Source organism: Acinetobacter sp. YH12046 (assembly GCF_013419905.1).
Lineage (GTDB): Bacteria > Pseudomonadota > Gammaproteobacteria > Pseudomonadales > Moraxellaceae > Acinetobacter.
Genome location: NZ_VOZF01000016.1, coordinates 1 through 22,578 on the forward strand (window position 1 = coordinate 1; position 22,578 = coordinate 22,578).

20 protein-coding genes and 1 pseudogene are annotated in these 22,578 nt (G+C 43.7%); 13 read left to right on the plus strand and 8 right to left on the minus strand.

What is annotated here, in order from left to right:
- The 7 genes and pseudogenes from FTU03_RS10230 to FTU03_RS10260 all read left to right on the plus strand — a co-directional run.
- A pseudogene (locus FTU03_RS10230) lies at nt 1-107 on the plus strand (IS5/IS1182 family transposase); the annotation flags it as partial.
- 232 nt (nt 108-339) lie between these two features.
- Nucleotides 340-1,758, plus strand: coding sequence for a phosphomannomutase/phosphoglucomutase (locus FTU03_RS10235; RefSeq protein ID WP_179992930.1), 1,419 nt, complete (start codon nt 340-342; stop codon nt 1,756-1,758).
- A 10-nt stretch (nt 1,759-1,768) separates the two neighbouring features.
- The gene (gene argB, locus FTU03_RS10240) at nt 1,769-2,677 is read left to right on the plus strand and encodes an acetylglutamate kinase (protein WP_159123314.1); all 909 of its coding nucleotides are present in this window, start codon (nt 1,769-1,771) and stop codon (nt 2,675-2,677) included.
- A 268-nt stretch (nt 2,678-2,945) separates the two neighbouring features.
- The gene (locus tag FTU03_RS10245; protein WP_179992931.1) at nt 2,946-3,794 is read left to right on the plus strand and encodes a class II glutamine amidotransferase; all 849 of its coding nucleotides are present in this window, start codon (nt 2,946-2,948) and stop codon (nt 3,792-3,794) included.
- Nucleotides 3,795-4,088: 294 nt separating this feature from the next.
- Entirely contained in the window at nt 4,089-4,544 is a 456-nt protein-coding gene (locus FTU03_RS10250) for a bacteriohemerythrin (protein ID WP_004783243.1), read from the plus strand.
- A gap of 159 nt (nt 4,545-4,703) precedes the next feature.
- Nucleotides 4,704-5,783, plus strand: coding sequence for a hypothetical protein (locus FTU03_RS10255; protein ID WP_179992932.1), 1,080 nt, complete (start codon nt 4,704-4,706; stop codon nt 5,781-5,783).
- Nucleotides 5,783-6,112 carry an RnfH family protein gene (locus tag FTU03_RS10260; protein ID WP_005221123.1) on the plus strand — a complete coding sequence of 110 codons (330 nt, stop codon included), beginning with the start codon at nt 5,783-5,785 and terminating at the stop codon, nt 6,110-6,112. The genes FTU03_RS10255 and FTU03_RS10260 overlap by 1 nt, the downstream gene beginning before the upstream one ends.
- A gap of 103 nt (nt 6,113-6,215) precedes the next feature.
- Here the strand turns inward: FTU03_RS10260 and FTU03_RS10265 are convergent, their stop codons facing one another.
- A complete protein-coding gene (locus FTU03_RS10265) occupies nt 6,216-6,614 on the minus strand; it encodes an outer membrane protein assembly factor BamE (RefSeq protein WP_004783238.1) in 399 nt (132 codons plus the stop codon).
- A gap of 112 nt (nt 6,615-6,726) precedes the next feature.
- On the opposite strand from FTU03_RS10265, the gene fur reads away from it, so the two are divergent.
- Nucleotides 6,727-7,164 (plus strand): ferric iron uptake transcriptional regulator, encoded by a 438-nt coding sequence (fur, locus tag FTU03_RS10270; protein ID WP_004783237.1) that lies wholly within the window; start codon nt 6,727-6,729, stop codon nt 7,162-7,164.
- A 66-nt stretch (nt 7,165-7,230) separates the two neighbouring features.
- On the opposite strand, the gene FTU03_RS10275 is transcribed toward fur, so the two are convergent.
- Together FTU03_RS10275 and FTU03_RS10280 are read right to left on the minus strand one after the other, a co-directional pair.
- A complete protein-coding gene (locus FTU03_RS10275; RefSeq protein ID WP_004783234.1) occupies nt 7,231-8,352 on the minus strand; it encodes a PilT/PilU family type 4a pilus ATPase in 1,122 nt (373 codons plus the stop codon).
- 27 nt (nt 8,353-8,379) lie between these two features.
- Complete coding sequence (locus tag FTU03_RS10280) at nt 8,380-9,417, minus strand: type IV pilus twitching motility protein PilT (RefSeq protein WP_004783232.1); 1,038 nt, start codon at nt 9,415-9,417, stop codon at nt 8,380-8,382.
- Between the two features lie 123 nt (nt 9,418-9,540).
- Here FTU03_RS10280 and FTU03_RS10285 point away from each other — a divergent pair, with 123 nt between their 5' ends.
- Nucleotides 9,541-10,230, plus strand: a complete 690-nt coding sequence (locus FTU03_RS10285) for a YggS family pyridoxal phosphate-dependent enzyme (RefSeq protein WP_179992933.1) — start codon at nt 9,541-9,543, stop codon at nt 10,228-10,230.
- Between the two features lie 31 nt (nt 10,231-10,261).
- Here the strand turns inward: FTU03_RS10285 and FTU03_RS10290 are convergent, their stop codons facing one another.
- The 3 genes from FTU03_RS10290 to FTU03_RS10300 are packed head-to-tail and all read right to left on the minus strand — an operon-like array spanning nt 10,262 to nt 16,245.
- Complete coding sequence (locus FTU03_RS10290) at nt 10,262-11,368, minus strand: acyltransferase (RefSeq protein WP_179992934.1); 1,107 nt, start codon at nt 11,366-11,368, stop codon at nt 10,262-10,264.
- Between the two features lie 3 nt (nt 11,369-11,371).
- On the minus strand, nt 11,372-14,983 hold the full coding sequence (locus tag FTU03_RS10295; RefSeq protein WP_179992935.1) for an AAA family ATPase: 3,612 nt from the start codon (nt 14,981-14,983) through the stop codon (nt 11,372-11,374).
- Nucleotides 14,984-14,991: 8 nt separating this feature from the next.
- Nucleotides 14,992-16,245, minus strand: a complete 1,254-nt coding sequence (locus tag FTU03_RS10300) for an exonuclease SbcCD subunit D C-terminal domain-containing protein (RefSeq protein ID WP_179992936.1) — start codon at nt 16,243-16,245, stop codon at nt 14,992-14,994.
- Between the two features lie 629 nt (nt 16,246-16,874).
- Between FTU03_RS10300 and FTU03_RS10305 the strand changes: the two genes are divergently transcribed.
- Both FTU03_RS10305 and FTU03_RS10310 read left to right on the plus strand, forming a co-directional pair.
- A complete protein-coding gene (locus FTU03_RS10305; RefSeq protein WP_179992937.1) occupies nt 16,875-17,321 on the plus strand; it encodes an ABZJ_00895 family protein in 447 nt (148 codons plus the stop codon).
- Nucleotides 17,322-17,516: 195 nt separating this feature from the next.
- Complete coding sequence (locus FTU03_RS10310; protein WP_179992938.1) at nt 17,517-18,422, plus strand: TIGR01777 family oxidoreductase; 906 nt, start codon at nt 17,517-17,519, stop codon at nt 18,420-18,422.
- On the opposite strand, the gene thiO is transcribed toward FTU03_RS10310, so the two are convergent.
- Together thiO and hemB are read right to left on the minus strand one after the other, a co-directional pair.
- Nucleotides 18,411-19,532: a glycine oxidase ThiO gene (thiO, locus tag FTU03_RS10315; protein ID WP_179992939.1), complete on the minus strand. Its 1,122-nt coding sequence runs from the start codon at nt 19,530-19,532 to the stop codon at nt 18,411-18,413. The genes FTU03_RS10310 and thiO overlap by 12 nt on opposite strands.
- A gap of 20 nt (nt 19,533-19,552) precedes the next feature.
- A complete protein-coding gene (gene hemB / locus FTU03_RS10320; RefSeq protein ID WP_175966866.1) occupies nt 19,553-20,566 on the minus strand; it encodes a porphobilinogen synthase in 1,014 nt (337 codons plus the stop codon).
- Nucleotides 20,567-20,671: 105 nt separating this feature from the next.
- Between hemB and FTU03_RS10325 the strand changes: the two genes are divergently transcribed.
- Both FTU03_RS10325 and FTU03_RS10330 read left to right on the plus strand, forming a co-directional pair.
- Complete coding sequence (locus FTU03_RS10325; protein WP_034703122.1) at nt 20,672-21,169, plus strand: thioesterase family protein; 498 nt, start codon at nt 20,672-20,674, stop codon at nt 21,167-21,169.
- 263 nt (nt 21,170-21,432) lie between these two features.
- A complete protein-coding gene (locus FTU03_RS10330) occupies nt 21,433-22,578 on the plus strand; it encodes an HlyD family efflux transporter periplasmic adaptor subunit (protein WP_179992940.1) in 1,146 nt (381 codons plus the stop codon).

The following is a 22,578-nucleotide window of genomic DNA, read 5'->3' on the forward strand; positions in this document are numbered from 1 at the left end:
TGAAAAGATTTAGAATACTAAGTGAACGCTATCGAAATAGACGGAAAAGATTCGGTTTACGCATTAACTTAATCGCTGCACTGGTAAACCGGATGAACTTGCAATAATGACTTTCGCAAGAGATCTAATGCAAGAAGTCATTTTTAGTCAGGTTTATTTATTTTACTAGTTATACAAATTAAATACATAAAAGATTAATAATTATACTTTTATAATTGATTGTCACATTCAATTCATATAAAAATACAGAGTCTTAAAACAAAAACAAATGTTTAAAGTCATGATGATTGCTTAATCATTATTTTATCTCCTTATATTCAATAGTGAAAAGAACAGTTTATGGGATCCATGAATCAACCCTTTCCGGCTCACATTTTTCGTGCCTACGATATCCGGGGTAAAGTCAGTTTACTCAGTACAGGTGTGATTGATGCTATTGCGCATGGTCTGGCTCAGCAATATCAAGCTGCGGGGCAGACTCGGGTTGCGATTGGCTATGATGCCCGCATCAGCAGTCCGGCTTTTGCTGAAACCATTCGCCGTATTTTTCAGGACTATGCTATTGAAGCTGCCATTATCGGCTGTTGTTCCAGTCCGATGTTGTATTACACAGCGCGTCAGTTTGATGGTAATGGTGTGATGGTCACGGCCAGCCATAATCCTAAAGAAGATAATGGAATTAAATGGATTATTGTAGGGGAGCCGCCTTGTCCCGAGATGATTCAGCAGGTCGCACAAAAAGCAAAACTTCATGTAAATAGTTCTTTATCGTGTTTGAATGATTTGCCTCACCAAATTATTCCCGAATTTTGTCTGCAATATCAGCAGGAAATGCTTGAAGATATTCAGTTGAAGCGCCCATTTAAAGTAGTGCTGGACGGTCTGAACGGTTCAGCAGGACGTTGTGCCAACTTGGTGCTGCAAAAACTAGGTTGTGAAGTTACCGCCTTACGTTGTGAAGCCAATGGGCATTTTCCGGATCATGCGCCTGATCCTTCTCAGGAAGCGCATTTACAAACCTTGCGTCAGGTTGTCATGCAACAGCAGGCGGATCTGGGTATTGCCCTAGATGGTGATGGGGACCGGTTGGTACTGGTGGATGAGCAGGGTGTCATTATTAGTGCTGATCAGCTTCTCTGTTTATTCGCAGAAATTTGTATGACTGGCACAAAAGCATGTCAGTTTGTTTATGACGTTAAATGTTCAACCCTGATTCGCGATACAGTTCAACGCCTGGGCGGAAAACCGGTGATGATTCGTACTGGTAGCTCATTCCTGCGAAAATATCTGGCGCAGTCCCAGCATCAGGCCATTTTTGGTGGTGAATATGCCGGGCATTATGTTTTTAATGACGGACGTGGCTGGGGCTATGATGACGGTCTTTATGCAGCGCTTCGGGTCATGGAATATCTGGATCAGAAAAGTATGACTTTAAGTAAGGCCTTGCGCGCTTATCCAAAACGTCATGGGACTGAAGATTTATATATTTCCACTCATCAGGTGCAGCCTGTTGAGCTTTTAAACTTTGTTGAGCAGCAATCTACGCAATTAAATGCACAAATCAGTAAAATTGACGGGATACGTCTTGATTTTGATGATGGTTTTGGCATCATTCGAGCATCCAATACGGGTGAATATTTCACGGTGCGCTTTGATGCCAATGATGCACAAGGCCTGAATGAAATTCGACATCTGTTTGTATCCATGTTGCGTGACCGTTATCCACAGATCGCTCAAGACATTTTAGATGCTCAATAAGGAGAGGCGAATGCCAAATCAGCATACAGGCATCGACAAAGCACAAATTTTGACTGAAGCTTTGCCGTATATCCAACGCTTTGCGGGTAAAACCCTGGTGGTAAAATACGGTGGCAACGCGATGACGGATCCTGAGCTAGAAAGCTCTTTTGCACGTGACATCGTTTTATTAAAAACAGTCGGTTTAAATCCGATTGTGGTACACGGCGGTGGTCCACAAGTCGATTCTATGCTGAAACAGCTAGGTCGTGAATCTGACCGTATTGATGGTATGCGCGTGACAGATCCGGCAACCATGGAAGTGGTCGAGATGGTTCTGGGCGGTAGCGTAAACAAATCAATTGTGAACCTGATCAACAAACATGGTGGCCGTGCAATTGGTTTAACCGGTAAAGATGGCAACCTGTTACGCGCCAAAAAGCTGTTAATGGAAAAGACGGCTGAAGACGGTTCAATCCAAAAAGTAGACCTGGGTATGGTCGGCGAAGTCGTTGGGGTGAAAACTGATGTGCTGGAAATGTTTACCAACAGTGATTTCATTCCAGTGATTGCACCACTCGGTGTCGATGAAGAAGGCAATACCTATAATATCAATGCGGATCTGGTTGCGGGTAAAGTGGCAGAAGCATTAGGGGCAGAAAAGCTGATTCTTCTGACCAATATTACGGGGGTGCTCGACGAAAATAAAAATCTGCTGACCGGTTTAACGACGCAGGAAGTTGATCGTCTGATCGAAACGGGTGTGATCTATGGTGGCATGATTCCTAAAGTCGGCTGTGCGCTTGATGCAGTAAAAGGCGGCGTGATCAGTGCACATATCGTGGATGGTCGTGTACCACATGCGAGCCTGTTAGAAATCTTTACTGATCATGGTGTAGGAACTTTAATTACCAATCGTTCTAATCCACATCGTCCATAAAGATAAATTGAATATCAAAGAGTCTCACTTGAGGCTCTTTTTTATTTCTTTTATTTTAAGATTTTGATCACTAGAAATATGAAAGTTAAATCTAAAGTATTTATTTTTAAGCTAAGTTTTGAAGCTTAAACTCCTTTTGCTAAATTAAATATAAAAAAATAGTTTATTAGCATTTTTAGCGCATAGCATTGCAATGATCGAGATTTGAAAAGGTTCAGCCTGTGATGCACAATAACCTTAAGAACACTCTGTGACCTGAATGAAGATTATGTGCCAGCTACTTGGAATGAATTGTGCGACACCAACAGATATTACCTTTTCATTTCGAGGTTTTTCTCAGCGGGCGGGGATTACCTCAGATCATTCTGATGGTTTTGGGATTGCTTTCTTTGAGGATAAGGCCTGCCGATTATTCGTTGATAATCAGTCTGCTGTTGAGTCACCGATTGCAGAACTAGTGCGCAATTATCCAATCAAATCCCGTAATGTAATTGCACATATCCGTAAAGCGACACAAGGCAAAATTAATCTGGAAAATTCGCATCCGTTTAGCCGTGAATTATGGGGACGACAATGGATCTTTGCTCATAATGGTGATTTAAAAGATTTTTTACCTGAGCTTTCTGGACGTTTTACGCCAGTCGGTAACACTGACAGTGAGCGTGCTTTCTGTTATTTGCTGGATCAGCTGGTGAAACATTTTGGTTATGATGAACCGAAGCTGGATCAGGTTTTTGATTTGTTGGCCGAGATTTCTCCATCCATTGCAGAGCATGGCACTTTTAATTTCTGTTTATCCAATGGTCAGGCTTTATTTACCTATGCAACGACTAAACTGCATTGGCTGGTTCGTAAATATCCATTTAAGCCAGCCCAACTGATTGATATCGAAGTTGAAGTTGATTTTAGCCAAGTCACCACGCCTGAAGATCGAGTCGCTGTGATTACCACAGAGCCGCTAACGCAGAATGAAGAATGGACAGCATTTCAGGAAGGTGAAATGATTTTGTTCAGAGATGGAGCCAAATATCGTTCCCAATTGACACATGTCGCCCGTCTGGAAAGAGAACGTTTGGATCCTTCGCTTAAAAGAGTGACTAAAGCAGATTTATATTAAATCTGGTTAAAATTCGATATTAGAAAACAGGACATCGCTCCTGTTTTTTTGAATTTGATATTTATTTTATAGTGAAATCATTAAAATAAATAAACCATGAAATATAAAATCGATCAAAAAATACTTTATTCTTGTAGTCGGGTTTAAAATATAATTGATTGGATAAACAATGATTTACATTAATTAAGTAGAAAATAAACTGAAAACCAACCGATTTACTTCATTTTTATTTAAATCAATTAGATATATGATCTTTTTCAAGCGATAAATCATTAATATCAATAGGTGGTCGTAATGAAAATGAAATGGGTTCCAGATTATAATACTGGTATCGATGTGATTGACGATCAGCACAAACGAATTCTCGATTATATCAATGAGATTGATGGAATTGATGCCAATACCGATCGTGCTCGTATTAAACAGATTCTAGAAAATATTATTGATTATACCCAGTCTCATTTTACCTTTGAAGAATCACTTCAGGAAGAAGCGGGTTATAAATATCGTGTGCCACATAAACGTGTGCATGACCTGTTTATTAAAAAGATTGAATCTTATCGTGACCGTTTTGAATTGGGCCAATCTATTGAAGCGGAATTACATGAAGTATTATCTAAATGGCTGATCAATCATATTCAGCATGATGATGCGGATTATGTCGGTGCGGTAAAAGAAAATATGATGGGAATCATTAAAGATAAAGAAAAGAAAAAGGGTAAAAACTGGTTTGCCCGTTTCTTCTCATAACTCGATTGTTGTTAAAATAAAGATAAATCGGGAAAATAAAAAATAAAGCTTAATAATAAATTTGCGCAGCAAATCACGGGCATGGTGGTTTGCTTTTTTGTTTTTGATTTTCATCGCCTCACAAGGCAAAATAGCGCTAGATTTTTATAGGAATACATCATGCAGGACAATGCTATGTCAAAATGGTTATCGCCTCTGATGGCTTTCTGTTTATCCTTTCTTATTATTGCGACACTCGCACCGATAACAGGTATTCAGATTGACCGTCAGCTTGATTTCTGGATGTTGTGGTTAGCGACCATGCTAATACTGGCCCTTCCAGTCTGTTATCTGGAAATTGCTCTGGCGAAACGCTCAAAAACCACTGCATTACAGGCATTGTCGAGCCTTACCCGTGAAGCTGATAGTTCTCAGCGCTGGCGGATCGTCGGCTGGCTGGCGGTTGTATTTATCCCATTCCTTGCGGGTGCGATGCTCAATCATGCTTCTAATGTGATTGCAGTTACCAATTTCGATGTTCAGCAGCCAGTGATTTTTGCGGTGCTGGCAATTGCTGCATTTGTCTTATCGCTGGTGCCACGTTTAATTCTGGTTGGGATTACCACGATCGGCGTACTTGCATCTTTGATCATGGCGAATGTGATGGGAACTGAATTACCGGCTTGGCAGGTAACACCCGTCCAATTCGTAGAGTGGGGCAATGCCACTGTATTGGCTTTGGTGGCGAGTGGTCTAGGTATGGGGCTGTATTGGCAATCAAGTCTGGCTGTCGTAAAACAGCAGGATGTTGCGACTAAAACAGCCTTACCGATTTGGGTGGCGCAGCTATTAGCGATCATCGCCTTTGGTTTCTTTGCAGTAAAAGCTGAAATCCCTGCATTTGCTTTAATCGCAGCCATTGTCGCAGCCGCTGCTTTGCTTATGCAAATGGCACGTGAGCAATTACAGCAACGTCAAATGAATATTATCATTCAGTGGGCGATTGTGATCGCTGCCACCTTGGTCTGGTTAATTCCAAATGTTGCTCCAATTTTCAATAATCTGCTGATTCTTTGGGGACTGGTGATCAGTCTGATTTATGCCTTGTTTGCTGGCTGGATCATGAAAATCAGTCATTTGCGTAAATCGATGAACTTCAGTTCAGAAGCGGTGTATAACATCTGGCGTATCGCAGTGCGCATCGTCTTGCCAGTTTCAATTATTCTGGCGATTGTTGCGGTATTAGGACAATTTTTCTGATGACTGAGGCAATGATCTGGGTGGCCTATGCTACCCCGGAACAACAGTTTCATATTGCCGTACCTTTCCAGCCCGGCATGACCGCATTGGATGCAATCGAGCAAAGCGGAATCCGTGCACAGGTGGAATTGCCTGAACCTCTGAATCTGGGTATTTTTGGCGCTAAGTTACAGGATCATACCCAGCCATTGGCAGCAGGGGACCGGGTAGAGATTTATCGTGCTTTAACCATTAATCCCAAGGATATCCGCCGTAAACGCGCTGAGAAGAATCCGGTAGGACGTTATGCCAAAGGTAACCGTTTCAAGCAAAATAAACGTTCCGATTAGTGGAATGTGGCTTTATTGAACAGATGGTCTGATTATTTGATAAATCAATCTATTTAATTAAAAAAACCCCTGATCATACAGGGGTTTTTTTATGCAAAAGCGATTATAGTGGTGGGGCATTTAAGATCGCTTCTTTGGAACCTGGTAGACCTGGTTGAGATTCTGGAATGGTTTCCAGACCTTCAATACGCTCTACGATACCAGACTGATTAAAGTAAATTTTTAGATGCTGGCCTTGGGCTGCTGGGATCTTGGCTTTTTTAGCATAGGTTCCTGGGGTATAGTTGTAGATGTAGTCCCAGCGTAGCGGATTGAGCGGATCAGATACTGTTGGACTACCGAGCAGGAAACGCACCTGTTGGTGGCTCATTCCTACCTGAATTTTAGAGGCTTGTGCTTGAGTTAAAGGTGTTCCTTGAGGAATATCAACTTTGTACACACCTAATGTCGAACAGCCGACAAGCAATGAAGTGACGAATAACGTCAGCATGATTTTTTGCATTTTGCTACACTATCCCAAATTAATTATGATGCATTTGATCCAAGGATAGATCATACTGCATCTAAACTTTGTTGCCTATTCCAACTTTGATTTTGTTGAGAGACCTTTTTACATGCCTATTTCAAACCAAGATTTACGAAAAGCTGGACTGAAAGTTACCCTTCCACGAATTAAAATATTAGAACTATTAGAAAACTCTAGACGGCATCACCTTAGCGCTGAAGACATTTATAAGACTTTACTCGAACAAGGGGAAGATGTGGGTCTTGCAACTGTGTATCGTGTGTTAACACAATTTGAGGCAGCAGGGATTATCGAGCGTCATAATTTTGAAAATAATCACTCAGTTTTTGAAATTATGCAGGAAGATCACCATGATCACTTGGTTTGTCAAAATTGCAACAAAGTCGTTGAATTTACAAATGATGTGATTGAACATGAACAGCACGAAGTTGCGAAGAAATTTGGTTTTGCATTGACTGGACATTCACTTAATCTTTACGGTTATTGTGACGCGCCTGAATGTCAGGAAGCTTACCGTAAGAAATAATTCAGCTTTAGGCTGAAATAAAAACAGGCTTTATTAAAAGCCTGTTTTTTTATGCTTTGAAAATGATCAGGTTTGACCATCAAAAGTAATATTGGAATGCGCACGTAATAAATGCTCGCCACCTTCTTCTGACAGTTTGATTTGCAGACGCAGGTCATTTGGTGAGTCGGCATGTTTTAGTGCATCTTTATAGCTAATCTGCTTAGCCTTATACAGGTCATATAATGCCTGGTCGAAGGTTTGCATGCCCAGTTCGCGTGAACGTTTCATCAAATCCTTGATTTCATGCACATCGCCTTTACGGATCAGATCCGCAATCAATGGTGAATTGATTAGGATTTCAATCGCTGCACGGCGGCCATTGCCATCAATGGTGGGAATTAGCTGCTGTGCCACAATGGCTTTCATGTTTAGGGATAGATCCATAAACAGCTGGCTGTGACGGTCGGCTTCGAAGAAGTGAATGATACGGTCGATGGCCTGGTTGGCGTTGTTGGCGTGCAGGGTCGCAAAAACCAGGTGACCGGTTTCCGCAAAGGCAATTGCATAGTCCATGGTTTCACGAGAACGGATTTCACCGATCAGAATCACATCTGGTGCCTGACGCAGGGTATTTTTCAATGCCACTTCAAAGGAGTCAGTATCAATACCGACTTCGCGTTGGGTAATGATACAACCCTTATGCTGGTGCACAAATTCGATCGGGTCTTCAATGGTAATGATATGACCTTTGGAATTTTCATTACGGTAGCCAATCAAAGAGGCGAGGGAAGTCGATTTACCCGTACCGGTTGCACCCACAAAAATAATGATGCCGCGTTTGGTCATCGCCAGTTCTTTTAGAATAGGCGGTAACTTCAGCTCATCCATAGTCGGAATGACGGTTTCAATACGGCGCAATACCATGCCTGGCTGATCGCGTTGCTGGAATGCGCTGACACGGAAACGTGCCGATTTGTCCGGGTTGCTGATGGCGAAGTTACACTCGCGTGTGTCCGCAAATTCCTTGCGCTGCTTCTCGGTCATGATTGAGTTAAGTAGCTGTCCCACAGCTGCACCCGGTAATTTTACCGAGCCAATCGGTACAATCTGACCATTAATTTTGATAGAGGGTTCAACATCGGCTGTAATGAACAGATCCGAGGCCTTTTTCTCTACCATGTAGTTGAGTAAGCCGTTAAAGTCCATGATAAAACCCCAAAAAATTAATTATTCTTATAAGAATGATTCAGGCTGTTTTGCTGCAGTACGGGCGACTTGCGGACTGATAATCCCTTTCGATACCAGCGTTTTCAGGCTTTGATCCAGCGTGGTCATGCCATAGTTGGCACCGGTTTGAATCGCAGAGTACATCTGTGCCACTTTGTTTTCACGGATCAGGTTACGGATCGCCGGAATACCGATCATGATTTCGTGTGCAGCCACACGCCCCCCCCCATTTTTCTTCAATAGGGTTTGCGAAATAACAGCTTGCAGCGATTCTGACAACATGGCACGCACCATGTCTTTTTCTTCAGCAGGGAACACGTCAATCACACGGTCAATGGTTTTTGCCGCTGAGGTGGTATGCAGGGTACCGAAGACCAAGTGACCGGTTTCCGCAGCAGTGAGTGCCAGACGGATGGTTTCAAGGTCACGCATCTCACCGACCAGAATAATATCCGGGTCTTCACGTAATGCAGAACGTAATGCTTCATTAAATCCATGCGTATCACGATGTACTTCACGCTGGTTGATCAGACATTTTTTTGATTGGTGTACAAATTCGATTGGATCTTCGACGGTCAGAATATGGTCATAGCGGTTGTCATTGATATAGTCCAGCATTGCCGCCAGCGTCGTTGATTTACCCGAACCGGTTGGTCCTGTCACCAGTACAATACCACGTGGATATTCACAGATATCTTTAAAGATCTGGCCCATACCTAGATCTTCAATGGTCAGTACTTTAGATGGAATGGTACGGAATACTGCGCCTGCACCGCGGTTCTGGTTAAATGCGTTCACACGGAAACGGGCTACGCCTGGAACTTCAAAAGAGAAGTCAGTTTCCAGATTTTCTTCATAATCACGGCGTTGCTTGTCATTCATGATGTCGTACACTAGTTTGTGTACTTCTTTATGTTCTAGTGCAGGCAGGTTGATGCGGCGTACTTCCCCGTCTACACGAATCATGGGTGGTAAACCTGCTGATAAGTGTAAATCCGACGCACCATTTTTAGCAGAAAAGGCTAACAGTTCTGTAATATCCATAAGGTCCCCGAGTTCATTAAAATGTTATTTATTTTGCTAGAATAATAAGGCTTTCCCACAGCTTAACCAACACTTAGTTGATGAGCAAGGGAAAAAAATCCGCACGAAATGAGAACCCCATCAATGAATATGCTGCAACAGTCACGAAATCAGGTTTTAGCTCAGATCCAGTCCACCTGCGCTCTGGCGGGGCGTGAGCCGGATTCGGTGCAACTTCTGGCCGTCTCCAAAACCCAGCCCAGCCCTGTGCTGGCAGAAATGTATCAGGCTGGTCAGCGTGCTTTTGGTGAAAACTATTTACAGGAAGCGCTGGAAAAAATCACGGCACTCAAAGACCTGGATATTGAGTGGCATTTTATTGGTCATGTGCAGCGCAACAAGACCAAACATCTGGCAGAAAATTTTGCCTGGGTGCATGGGGTGGATCGTCTGATTATTGCTGAACGTTTATCTAATCAGCGTAGTGATTCTCAAGCTGCGCTTAATATCTGTCTGCAAGTCAATATTGATGGGCAGGATAGCAAGGACGGTTGTCAGCCTGAGGAAGTGGCCGATCTAGTAGCACAGATCAGTCAATTACCGAATTTGCGCTTACGTGGTCTGATGGTCATTCCTGCGCCAGAAAATACTCAGGCTTTCGCAGATGCCAAAGCCTTGTTCGAGCAGGTCAAAAGCCATCATGCAAAACCTGAAGACTGGGATACTTTAAGTATGGGGATGTCTGCCGACATGACCGAGGCGATTGCAGCAGGTTCTACCATGGTACGTGTGGGAACTGCCTTGTTTGGCGCACGTCCTAAAAAAACGGACTGATTTATACTGACAATTGAGTTTTGGGAAAGCGTTATTGCAGAGTAGTTGATAACGCTTTTTTTCTTTGGGGTTCCAGCCATTTGGCCATGAACCAGGCAAAGAAAATTAAGCTGCACATGCTCATAAATAAAGATAAAACGGCACCCTCAAGACCATGATCAAGCGTTGCAGGAAAGCAGCCTAGAATAAAAAGCAGTAAAGGAAAATGGGTGACATAAAGTGTATAGGAGAAATTTGCAGACTGAGGCCAAACTGGTTGATATTGGCTTTGTTGATGTTGCAGCTGCACAATCCAGCAGACAAAGGCGAGCCCCATACACAGGTTAAATGGCACAAAATAATTTACACGATATAAGTCAGCCTGTTCAATGACATGAAACTGGTAAGCATCCGCACAGGCAATCATAAATGCTAGACCAAATAGGCCCAATTTAATGGGTTGTAGTCGACTTAAAAAACGCAGCTGGATCTGCCGGAATGAATTGGCAAAGGCAACTAGCCAGAGCAGGAAATAAAACAGAAACTGATAGTTCAGTAGAGAAAGCCCTAGAAGCAAGATAAAAAAGCCGATTTTAGCGATTTCAGAATTTTTTAAAAAAGGCAGAAATCCGGCCAGTACATAAAACCAGACTTCAAAGCTCAGGCTCCAGAGCGGCGCATTGGCAGATACCGTCGGTGTAATAAAGCCGTTTAGAAAGAATAAAGAACCTAAAAAATCCTGAGTGTCAATGTTATATGCAGTCCGAATCATCATGCCAAAACTGTTCTGGAACTCATGGCTATGTGAAGCAAAAAATGTAGGTGCTAGCGCATATAGAATCAGACTGAAAGCGGATGCAAACAGAAAGGGCGGTAAAATGCGCCGATAACGCTGCCGTATATACTGCCGCAGATTAAAATTTTCATGTTGTTGGATGTTGTTCTGGATCGAAGTCCCGATTAAATAGCCACTGAGCACAAAAAAGATCATCACAGCAGCCTGGCCTAATAGACGTACCCAGGAATATAGGCTCAGATCAAAAGGCGCGATAAAAGCCTGAAAACTATGACTGAATAGCACCACAATGGCACTGATACCCCGTAAGCTCTCAAGTTGTAAGCTGAAATAGGGCGAGAGCTTGTTCGGGATAGAGTTCATGCTTTAACCTATAATCTGAATGGTACTGGCACCGGCACCGACCGGTTTAACCTGAATCTGAACCGGAATCCGTTCATGCATCTCCTGTACATGTGAAATTAGCACCACTTTACGGCCCTGACTCTGCAAATGATCCAGTGCATTCATGACCATATGTAAGGAAGCCGGGTCTAAAGTACCAAAACCTTCATCAATAAATAGCGATTCTAGTTTCATTGAGCCGGAAGCCATATTGGCAATCGCCAAGGCCAGAGCCAGAGAGACCAGGAAGGTTTCACCGCCAGAGAGTGACAGGACAGGACGCACTTCGCTGTTCATATCCAGATCGATAATCGCCAGACTTAAACTGTCTGGAATCCGGTACAGCTGATAACGCGGAGCCAGGGGCTGTAATTGCTGATTGGCATATTCGACCAGAATATCCAGGTGATGTTCCTGCGCGATTTTCTGGAATTTGGTGCCTTCCTTATGGCCGATCAGGTCATAGATCCGACCCCAACGATATTCTTCAGCTTTGACCTGTTCAATCTGATGCTGGTAGCGTTGTAAGGTCGATTGGTTATTGGCATGTATTCTTAATTTGGTGGCAACCTCATTACAGGCATTTTCCTGTTCAGCTTTTTCCTGTGCCAGACTACTTAAGCGCAGTTCAACTTCTTCAAAGCTAAGTTCAGGCTTGGATTTCAAATGATACTGATATTGTTCTTCCAGAATGTCCCAAGCCGTTTTGGCATTTTCAACCACCTGATGTTGTGCCTGTAATTGCTGGCGAATTTGCTGATGCTGTTGCAAGTCAATATTCAGGCAATGCTGGATATGCTCGGCATCAAACGCAGGATGTATATTTTGCCAGTTCTGAATAGATTGCTGGCATTGCCTAATCTGCTGTTCTAGTTGCTGAATCTGGGTGATGAAACTCTGCTTTTTCAGTTCAGCCTGTTGTAAACGCTGATCATGCTGCTGGGTCATCAGACTCTGTGCCCGTAATTGTTCATCCAACGCCTGTTGTTGTTGCTCCAAACGGTCACGCCATTCTTGTGCCTTAGGATATGTCCGACCGGCATGGGTAAGGGTCAGATGGTTGAGCTGTTCACGTAGCGCTTTACCCATATTCAGCGCCGTATCCATCTTTTGCTGTAACTGTGCATCATATTGTTGATGCAGGCTGAGCTGATCACGTGTTTTTTCAATCTGCTGGTTTAAGCTTTGGATGTGAGTCTCTAGGGTTTTGAATTCCTGAGACTGTTTCTGACGTTGTTGCAGTTGTTGGGATAACTGCTGACAGCTTGATGAGGCATCAGTAATCCAGGATTTCTGCAAGGACTCAGGCAGTAGATTAAGAACCGGATGAATCATTTGTTCTAGCTGTAAATGCTGCTGCATGCTAAAAAGTAGCTGATCCCGCTGTTGCTGTTGCTGACGCCACTGTTTCCAGTCACTTTGCTGATTTTGCAGGGTCTGGACTAGCTGCTGTTGTTCTTGTTGAAGTTGAAGCACATGCTGACCAAGCTGTTGCTGCAAATGATCTGTACTCTGGCTTAAATCCAACAGCAAATCAAATTGCTGAAGGTCCTGATTCAACTGAATCTTCTGCTGTTGTAGTGTCGTATTGAGCTGACTGCTGCGTTGCTGATGTTGCTCAATTAAGGTTTGTAGTTGAGATTGCTGGATTTGTGCTTGCTGATATGCCTGAGTCAGTTGCTGTAGTTTTTTCTGAGCTTCCTGAAGCTGCTGATCATGTAATTGTTGCAAAGCATTTTCTAGCAGTTCCTGATGCTGTACAAAAGGATGCTCATGACTGCCACAGACCATACAAGGCTCATTTGGTTTCAGCTGTGCACGTAATTCCTGAACACTTTGTGCCTGTAATAAACGTTGCTGAGCCAGTACTTGTTGCAATTGTTCGAAGGCCTGTTCTGCTTCCTGACGTTGTTGCTGTAATTGAATCAGCTCAGTTTCTAGTTGCTTTAAACGATCATGATGGTTTTTTAAATCCCGGTTCAATTGTAGGCTTTCAGCTTCTAAGCCAGCCATTTGCTGTACGGTTCGCATTAAAGCTTCAAGCTTCGAATGCTGGGTACTGAGTTGCTGTTGTTGGGTCTGGAACTGTTGGATTTGCTGTTCAAGCTGGTCCAGATGAGTATAGCGCTGAGTGAGTTCCTGCAAGCTGGCAGATAAAGCCTGTTGCTGCTGTTCCAGTTCAGCCCGGCTAGATTGGAAAAGTGCCGGGTGCTGCCGCATGAATTTCTGGTGCAGTTCCTGATAATCCTGTAAGCGTTGCAGAGTCGCCTGGGGTTCGTCATCAAAAACCGCTAAAAAGCTCTGTTGTTCTAGTTGCTTTTGAATCTGCTGGTACTGAGCCTGAACCTGTTGTAACCGTTGCTCAGTCTGCACCAGTTGATTCTGAACAGGCTGAATCTTCTGGGTTCTATAGGTCTGCTGTTCAGCTGCAAGCTGTCTGTACTGATCGCCAATCGACAGCATTTCATGATCCAGCTTGAGTCCCTGATTCAGATAAGGTTTGATCTTCTGGAACTCTTGTTCATGCTGTTGTTGCTGTTGCTGAATGTGCTGCAACTTGTGCTGTTCGCTATCACGTTGCTGTTGAACTGCTGTGAATTCGGCAACAAAGTTTTGCTGCTCAGTCAGTAAATGGCTACGCTGCTTCTGAAACTGATGTTGCTGGACAAACTGTTCCCGAATCCGCTGAAACTGGTCCAGTTGATCTAATAACTGTTTTTGCGGTGCCATCTTCTGTTCAGCATCCAGCTGAACCGTATAGATTTCTTTTTTGGCCTGAATTTCAGTATAGAGATAATGCTGCTGACGATGCCATTTCAGGTCATTTTCCAGTACCTTTTCACTCTGGTTTAGATGCTCAACCGCTTGTTTTAAAGTAGTGTGTTGCTGCTGCAGAGCAGCAATATCTTCTTCAGATAACAGTTCCAGATGACCGATTAATTTTTCCAGATCAGCACGTTTCTGTTTCACTTCACTATGTTTTTCAAATGCTTTCTGGCTGACCAGACTGAAAATCTGAGAATTAGTCAGATATTCGAGTAAATCGGCACGTTCATTATCTTTGGCTTTTAAAAAGGCACCAACCTCAGACTGTGCTAATAGAACCGCACGGGTAAACTGCTCGAAACTCAAGCCGACCAGTTTTTCAATCAGCGGCGTGCATTCAGAAATTTTCTGATTCAACACGCGTTGATCATCCAGACAGGTAATAGCACGATCGACCTTTAAATTGCCATCCACTTTCTGCCGGGCACGACGAATTTCCCAACGTGCGGTATAACGTTTTTGGTCTAAGGCAATAAACTCAAGCTCGGCAAAACCCTGTACGCAACCACGGCGCAGAATATTTTTGGAATCCTTGATCGAGACATCCTGTCCACCTGCATCTTTCAGACTACCTGTGGCACCTTTTAAACGTGGAATTTCGTTATACAGCGCCAGGCACATGGCATCGAGCAGAGTAGATTTACCAGCACCGGTTTTTCCGGTAATCGCAATCAGTCCGGCATGTGCCAGAGGATTTGATTCAAAATCAATATGATGCGTACCAGCGAGAGAGGCGAGGTTATTTAGGCTCAGACGGATAATTTTCATGGCTGATCCTAAGCTTGTTGTTTTTGTGCAAGTTCATGTTGGGCTTCGACCAATAACTGCTGAAAATCCTGCTGCACCGAATGATCCTGGCTATAGCCCATTTTTTCCCAGATATTGAAAAACAGTGTTTCTGGTGTTGGAGGTGCCAAGTCAATTTTAGAGCTATCGGTCTGATCTTCTGCTTGTCGTTGATAAATCCGGCTGATGCGTAGCAGACGATAACGATTTGGCGGCAGTGCCTGTTCAATCTGCTGACGTAAATCTACCGGTGGCGGTGCATCGGTAGTATATTCAATTTCCAGAAAATGTCGTGCTGCCAGATGCTCAATTTCCCCAGTCGGCAGTGCTTTTACATTGCTGAGCAAATTTTCCAGATTTTCTCGAATTCTAAATAGCTCGACAGTACGAGGAACTTTCAGCGCTTCAAACTGAAAACGCTGTTCAGCATTTTGCTCAGGATCGATTCTGACTTCAACGACCTGATGCGAATAGTTGATCTCACTAAAGGATAAGGGAATCGGGGAGCCACTATAGCGGATATGCGGCTGACCGACTTTCTGCGGTTTATGCAGATGTCCCAGAGCGACATAGTCAATGACTTCATCAAATAACGCCGTTGAGAGAGCTTCTTCATTGCCGACAATAATGGGGCGTTCGGAATCGGAAGTTTCACCGCCTTGCATATGTGCATGTGACATAAGAATCAGTGCCTGATGTGGCTGCTTACGTGCTTTGGCTTCGGCAATCAACTGTTGGTGCAGATAGCTGATGGCATTCTGGCTATTATGGGTATGTTCATTAATACCGGTAATTTCGGCACTGCGCAAATAAGGTAGAGTTAGGCACCAGGCAATAATCTCTTGCTGCTGGTCATAAATCGGAACCAGCAAACGATCCAGATCAAGAGTATTGTCCGCAGTCCGGCCGACAATACCCACCGCTTTGGCATTGAATTTAGTGAGTAAAGGCTGAACCTGTTCAATTCGATAACCTGAATCATGGTTGCCGGCAATCATCAGGGTTTGCATATGCGGTGCCAGTTCATGGGCATCGGCAAGGAATTGATAAAGCTGTCTTTGGGCACTGGAAGCGGGATTGATGACATCAAAAATATCACCGGCAATCAGTAGGGCATGTGGCTGTTTTTCCTTGATTTGTTCAAGGAGCCAATTCAGGAATTGTGCATGTTCAAATTCACGGTCATGGTTATGGAAAAACTGTCCCAAATGCCAATCAGAAGTATGTAGAAAATGAACTGCCATGTATACTCACCTTTATTTTTGCCTTCCTACTATAGAAAAAAGCCCAGCTAAAAATCTACTTGAAAAAAATATTTTGATCTATTTCATTGCTATACATCATTAAAACTATTTTCAGCGTAGTTTTGAATATTAGAATAATATCTATGAAATCAATAAAATATGATGTTTATATATAAAGTATTGAATACAGCGTTTTTATTTTAAATTTTACTTCAGGCATTTTTCATAGCATCTGGGTAGCAGAACCAATATTTTTTATAAAAATTGCTAAAAACAGACTTGAAAAAATGCAGCCGATCATTATTTTATGCTGCATAAGAAGCTGATAAAAATTTGCAGGCGAATTGCTAAAAACGGTTCGTCCAAAAAATAAAAACCGACGATTCGAGTGATGATGAAATCGTCGGTCAAAGATTTGTGTATAGTGAAAATTTTGGCTGCTATTCAAAATTTTCTAAAACACTGGACTTATTGCTTTAGCAAAGAGAACGAAAATTTGTGGATGCCAGTCCAAATTTCCGAACCTTGTACCCTATATAACGTCAGCATCTCGCTTTAGGTTGACAATAAAATGAAAAAAAAATTAATTTTTTTTATACTAGTTGATTAATTGTCCTTGAGTCCTACTAATGGTGCCTCTAACTCGCTATTTTCTCTGGTTTTTCTTCCTATGCTTTATTTTTACCTGCATTTGCGGGGTCGTGGCGGCGTTAATGCCGACTGGCATGGGCGCAGTATTAACCATTGTGCCTTATCTGGTGGCGATGATCTGGGTACTGTTTAAATTTTTAAAAAAGGAACAACGGGCGCCCACTCAGGTAGAGCGTAAAAAATTCACCTTGGGATTTAGCCTGATTTATTGGGGCTATAATCTGGTATTTTTAATTCTAGGGATTGCTATTGCGACGCGTTCCAATCCGAATGCCTGGCAGGACTTTTTACTATATCTGCAACAGCCCCAATTTATGAGTATTGTCGTGATCATGTTCCTGCTCATCGCGATTCCGCTTTATCTGCTGACCTACTGGTTTTATGGCAAACAGGCACAGCGTATGGCAGCAAAAATGTTTGGCTAAGATTTCGACTCTTTATATCAAAATCGTTGAGATTAAATTCAAGATGCTAAATCAGGCTATATAGAAAATTAGAAGTTTTCTGTATGGCATGATGAGACAATTTTGCATTCATCGACCCATATCACTTTCCCGAATATTCTGATTCATAAGTGACGTATAATTTGAGCAATACAATAATAATGGCACAGAATAACCATGTATAAACCTGTAGTCCTCATGACAGGCGCCAGCGGTTTTATTGGCAGCCATCTGGTGAAATTTTTACTGGCTCGTGATTATGCGGTAATCGGCCTGACCCGGCAGAAAAAATTGCGAGAAGAGCATCCTGATTTTCACTGGATTAATAATCTGGAAGAATTGAAAAATCATCAGATTGACTATGTGATTAATCTGGCAGGTGAAAGTATCGGTCAGGGTCGCTGGACAGCCGCCCGCAAAAAGAAATTGCTGGACAGTCGGCTAAATACCACCAGGCAGTTATATGACTATCTAGAGAAAAATCAGATTAAGCCCAAACGTATTATTTCGACTTCAGCGGTCGGCTACTATGGAATCGATCCGCAAGAACACTGGGAGACGGTGTGTACTGAACAAAGTCCACCACAATCCATTTTTATGTCAGAACTGTGTGAGAAATGGGAAAAACTGGCCTTGTCCTATACCGGGCAGGACACCAAAATTGTTCGCTTTGCTGTGGTGTTTGGTCAAGGAGGCGGGATTCTTCCGCAGATGTTATTGCCAATTAAGCTGAATATATTTGGCCGGATTGGTCATGGGCGTCAGCCGGTGACCTGGGTACATCTACAGGATGTCATGCGGGCGATCGAATTTCTGATGCAGCAGCCGACCCAGCAACAGGTATTTAATGTGGTGGCACCTGAAAAAGTCAGTCAGGCGCAATTTGTCCGGATCGCAGCACAGGTGCTGAAGCGTAAACCTTTATTACCGTTACCAGCTTGCAGTATGAAAATGATGCTAGGTGAACAGTCACAACTGATTCTGAATGGTCAATATGTCCAGCCCAAAGCTTTGCAGGAAGCCGGATTTGAATTTAGCTATCCGACCCTGAAAGAAGCCTTGATTGAAATTTTAAACCGTTAAAGAGTGCGGCTGTAAACGCTGTACCGGACTATAAGGCTGTGGATCTACGATGGTCGGTTGTTCCAGGATTAACTGAGACAGCAATTTTCCAGAAGCAGCACCCATACATAAGCCATTACGGAACTGGCCAAAATTGGTCCAGAGATTGTTCAGATGCGGAATTTTGCCGATATAGGGAATGCCATCCGGGGAGCTTGGTCGTAGACCAGCCCACTGTTTCACAATTGGGAAATCAGCCAGCTCCGGTACCATTTCCAGGCAGGCTTCCAAAATATCCTGACGGATTTCAGCAGAAGGCGAAGTATCAAAACCGACCTGACGCATGCTGGAACCACACAGTACATGACCATCACGACGTGGAATTAGATACATGACCTTGTTCATGCACATGGTTGGTAGCCAGTTTTCTGGTGTTTTAAAGAGCAACATCTGGCCTTGAACCGGATGAACTGGAATGTCCAGACCGAGCTGTTCAGACCAGCGTGCAGACCATGCACCGGTGGCAATGACGAACTGATCTGCTTTAAAGCTCAGGCCATTTTTAGTGGAAACACTGTGTACATGATCTTGCTGGATATTTAGCTGACTAATATTGCAATGCTCTTGCCAAGTGACACGCGGATGCTGTTTAAGGTAAGCAATAATGGACTGTAACAGTCGCGGATTGCGGATATTGGAAAGTTCTGGAAAATAGATCGCCTGTTTAAATTTCGGATCTACTTTGGAATTGATTTGCTGGATTTGAGACTGATTCAGATATTCGGCATGTTGCTGTGGATCCTGATATTGCTCGGCATAGTGTAATCCAATCTCAAAATCAGATTCATCAAAAATCAGCATACCGGTTTCGTGAATCTGGAAATCAATGCCAGTCACCGGTTGCAGTTTCTGGTTCCATTCCTGATACAACGGTTTGGTATGGCGGGCGAGGGCATTAACGGCATTAGGATAACGCCAAGGATACATTGGGGAGAGGATACCACCTCCGGCCCAAGAGGCTGCCTGTCCAGCCGCTTGCTGATCGAAAATCGTAATAGAACATCCCTGTTCAAGCAATTCCAGAGCTGACATCAAACCGGTGATGCCCGCTCCGATAATGGCGATATGCATTGCGCCAAGGTCCTTCTATTTTATTTCATGTCTTTCAGTTTGAGCGCCGCTTCTTCCGCAAAGTAGGTCCAGATACCATCTGCACCGGCACGGCGGCAGCACATCAGGGACTCAAGAATCACGCTATCAGATAACCAGCCATTCTGAATCGCAGCAGCCAGCATGGCATATTCGCCACTAACCTGATAAATAAAGGTAGGTACACCGAAGGTATCTTTGACTTCACGAACCACATCCAGATAAGGCATACCCGGTTTAACGATGACCATATCTGCACCTTCCTGGATATCCAGTGCAATTTCATGCAATGCTTCAGCACGGTTACCGAAATCCATTTGGTAATTGTATTTATTGCCGCCTTTCAGGTTGCTGGCAGAACCAACCGCATCACGGAATGGACCGTAGAAACTAGACGCATATTTGGCTGAATAAGCCATAATAGAGGTATAGATATGGCCATTCTGTTCAAAGGCCTGACGAATTGCACCGATGCGGCCATCCATCATGTCACTTGGCGCGACAATATCAGCACCGGCTTCGGCATGGCTTAAAGTCTGCTTGATCAGTGCTTCAACCGTTTCATCATTCAGCACGTAACCGGTTTCATCAATGATGCCATCCTGGCCATGCGTGGTATAAGGGTCTAGCGCGCCATCAGTGATCAGCACCATTTCCGGTAATTCTTTTTTCAGCAGGCGAACGGTCTTCTGTACCAAGCCATCTTCATGCCAAGCGGCTTCTGCAGTCAGACTTTTATCTTCTTGTGGTGTGACTGGGAACAGCGCCAGCTTATTGACACCCAGTTCCAGCAAACGTTCTGATTTTTTTAACAACAAGTCAGCAGACAGGCGCTGCACATTTGGCATACTTGGAATGTCTTGGGTCTGATTTTGTCCCGGCAGCACAAATACTGGATAAATCAAGTGATCAGCACTGAGATGGGTTTCACGTACCATAGAACGTAAATGCTCATTTTTACGAATACGACGCATGCGAGTTGCAGGAAACGCGGGACGATTGAACGTATAGGTCATAAAAATCTCAGTAATCAGTATTAAACTAGGCCCCTATTGTAGCCCTATCTGAATTTTTTGGGCATAAATTAGCGGTTTTTTATTGTTGTAGCTTCGGGCAGACTTATGACTAAGACAGAAAGAAATTGGACAGGTAATATACATTTAGGTGCAAAAGTGGATATTGAAGTGGTCTTAAACCAGCTGGTACACGCTTTTAATACCTCTCCTTTTTTTAAGCATAATGGCATGACCATGCGAGTGGTCGATGGTCAGATCGAAGCATATGTTGAAATGCAGGATTTCATGATTGGCAATGTGGCATTTCAGATTCTGCATGGTGGTCTTGCAGCGACCATACTCGACAGTATTGGCGGAATTGTGGCGATGGGTGAGCTGTATAAGAAAGCCGAACCGGAAACTATTGCCGATACGATTAAAAAGGTATCACGTCTGGCGACGGTAGATATGCGCGTGGATTATCTGGCACCCGGTCGTGGTAAATATTTTATTGCCCGTGCAGAAACCTTACGTTTGGGGCGTAAGGGCTGCACCATGCGCATGACCATGGTCAACGATGATGACAAGCCGATTGCCACAGCGATTGCTTCATATGCCTATTAATTAAGTTTATCTCCTCGATCCTGGCTCACTTCGGGCCCGAACTAAGCCCTTATTCCTGGAATAGGGGCTTAGTTTTTTAAACTTCCGAGTAATATTTTTTTGCATATTTTCTAATTTTTATTATTAGAATGCATGAAAATTAAATTAATACGGCTTTCTCATTTTACCCATTGATCAATAAACGGGATATGAATCTATACATTCATGTCAGTGCTGGTCAGTGTGGCTGCGTGACCAAGTCTGTTGGATTTAGGAAAAAATCAATGACAGATGTACAAGACACCCTGCCAGAAAACGCATCAGATACAACTTCGGATCAAGCTTTAAAAAATAAACGTAAAAAAGCCCTGAGTATTGTTGCCCTCCTTATGGTGATTGCACTGGTGCTGTTTCTGGTGTGGAAATTCTTTCTGAACAATTCAGTCAGTACTGAAAATGCTTATGTCGGTGCTGAAACGGCTTCTATCACGTCTATGGTGAGTGGCCAGGTTGCTGAAGTACTTGTCCATGATACCCAAGCGGTCAAACAGGGCGATATCCTGGCCAAAATCGATGACCGTGATGCCAAAATTGCAGTGGCTCAGGCACGTGCAGAACTGACCAAAGCCAAGCGCCAGTACAAACAGACTGCGGCCAATAGCGGGGCTTTAAGCTCACAGATTGGGGTTAGTGATGATGCAATTCGCAGTGCCGAAGCCCAGCTGGCTCAGGCTCAGGCAGCCTTACATAAAGCACAAGATGAATATACGCGTCGTGAAAAACTCAGTGCGAGCGGTGCAGTGTCTAAAGAAGAACTCAGTACAGCACAATCTGCATTGGATACGGCCAAAGCTGGCGTAGCTTCTGCTGAAGCGGGTCTGGCACAAGCAAGATCCAGCCAGAAAGCCGCACAAAGCAATTTAGCGGCGAATGAAGCCTTGATTCAAGGCGCGAATGAAAATTCGACTCCTGATGTACTTGTGGCTGAAGCCAAACTGAAACAGGCCGAGCTAGACTTAGAACGTACTGTAATTAAAGCACCTTTTGATGGGGTGGTTTCACGCCGTTCAATTCAGGTGGGTCAACGTGTTGCGCCAGGTACAATGCTGATGATGGTCGTACCAGTAGATCAGCTCTATGTTGATGCCAATTTCAAAGAAAGCCAGCTGGAAAAAGTCCGTGTCGGGCAGAAAGCTGAACTGACGTCTGATCTGTATGGTAAATCGGTGAAATATCACGGCACTGTGGTTGGCTTCTCTGGCGGTACAGGTTCAGCGTTTGCTCTGATTCCGGCTCAGAATGCCACAGGCAACTGGATCAAGGTGGTACAGCGTTTGCCAGTGCGTATTCAGCTGGATCCGAAAGAGCTGGCTGAGCATCCGCTACGTGTGGGTCTGTCGATGGAAGCTGAAATCCACTTCAAGAAGTAA

Coding starts and splice junctions, on each gene's coding strand:
- FTU03_RS10265 (WP_004783238.1), bottom strand. CDS start 6,614: ATGCAAAAAATCATGCTGACGTTATTCGTCACTTCATTGCTTGTCGGC.
- FTU03_RS10325 (WP_034703122.1), top strand. CDS start 20,672: ATGACTAAGACAGAAAGAAATTGGACAGGTAATATACATTTAGGTGCA.
- hemB (WP_175966866.1), bottom strand. CDS start 20,566: ATGACCTATACGTTCAATCGTCCCGCGTTTCCTGCAACTCGCATGCGT.
- FTU03_RS10330 (WP_179992940.1), top strand. CDS start 21,433: ATGACAGATGTACAAGACACCCTGCCAGAAAACGCATCAGATACAACT.
- FTU03_RS10290 (WP_179992934.1), bottom strand. CDS start 11,368: ATGAACTCTATCCCGAACAAGCTCTCGCCCTATTTCAGCTTACAACTT.
- FTU03_RS10275 (WP_004783234.1), bottom strand. CDS start 8,352: ATGGACTTTAACGGCTTACTCAACTACATGGTAGAGAAAAAGGCCTCG.
- FTU03_RS10260 (WP_005221123.1), top strand. CDS start 5,783: ATGACTGAGGCAATGATCTGGGTGGCCTATGCTACCCCGGAACAACAG.
- FTU03_RS10285 (WP_179992933.1), top strand. CDS start 9,541: ATGAATATGCTGCAACAGTCACGAAATCAGGTTTTAGCTCAGATCCAG.
- FTU03_RS10310 (WP_179992938.1), top strand. CDS start 17,517: ATGTATAAACCTGTAGTCCTCATGACAGGCGCCAGCGGTTTTATTGGC.
- thiO (WP_179992939.1), bottom strand. CDS start 19,532: ATGCATATCGCCATTATCGGAGCGGGCATCACCGGTTTGATGTCAGCT.
- FTU03_RS10255 (WP_179992932.1), top strand. CDS start 4,704: ATGCAGGACAATGCTATGTCAAAATGGTTATCGCCTCTGATGGCTTTC.
- FTU03_RS10295 (WP_179992935.1), bottom strand. CDS start 14,983: ATGAAAATTATCCGTCTGAGCCTAAATAACCTCGCCTCTCTCGCTGGT.
- FTU03_RS10300 (WP_179992936.1), bottom strand. CDS start 16,245: ATGGCAGTTCATTTTCTACATACTTCTGATTGGCATTTGGGACAGTTT.
- fur (WP_004783237.1), top strand. CDS start 6,727: ATGCCTATTTCAAACCAAGATTTACGAAAAGCTGGACTGAAAGTTACC.
- FTU03_RS10250 (WP_004783243.1), top strand. CDS start 4,089: ATGAAAATGAAATGGGTTCCAGATTATAATACTGGTATCGATGTGATT.
- FTU03_RS10245 (WP_179992931.1), top strand. CDS start 2,946: ATGTGCCAGCTACTTGGAATGAATTGTGCGACACCAACAGATATTACC.
- FTU03_RS10280 (WP_004783232.1), bottom strand. CDS start 9,417: ATGGATATTACAGAACTGTTAGCCTTTTCTGCTAAAAATGGTGCGTCG.
- argB (WP_159123314.1), top strand. CDS start 1,769: ATGCCAAATCAGCATACAGGCATCGACAAAGCACAAATTTTGACTGAA.
- FTU03_RS10305 (WP_179992937.1), top strand. CDS start 16,875: ATGGTGCCTCTAACTCGCTATTTTCTCTGGTTTTTCTTCCTATGCTTT.
- FTU03_RS10235 (WP_179992930.1), top strand. CDS start 340: ATGGGATCCATGAATCAACCCTTTCCGGCTCACATTTTTCGTGCCTAC.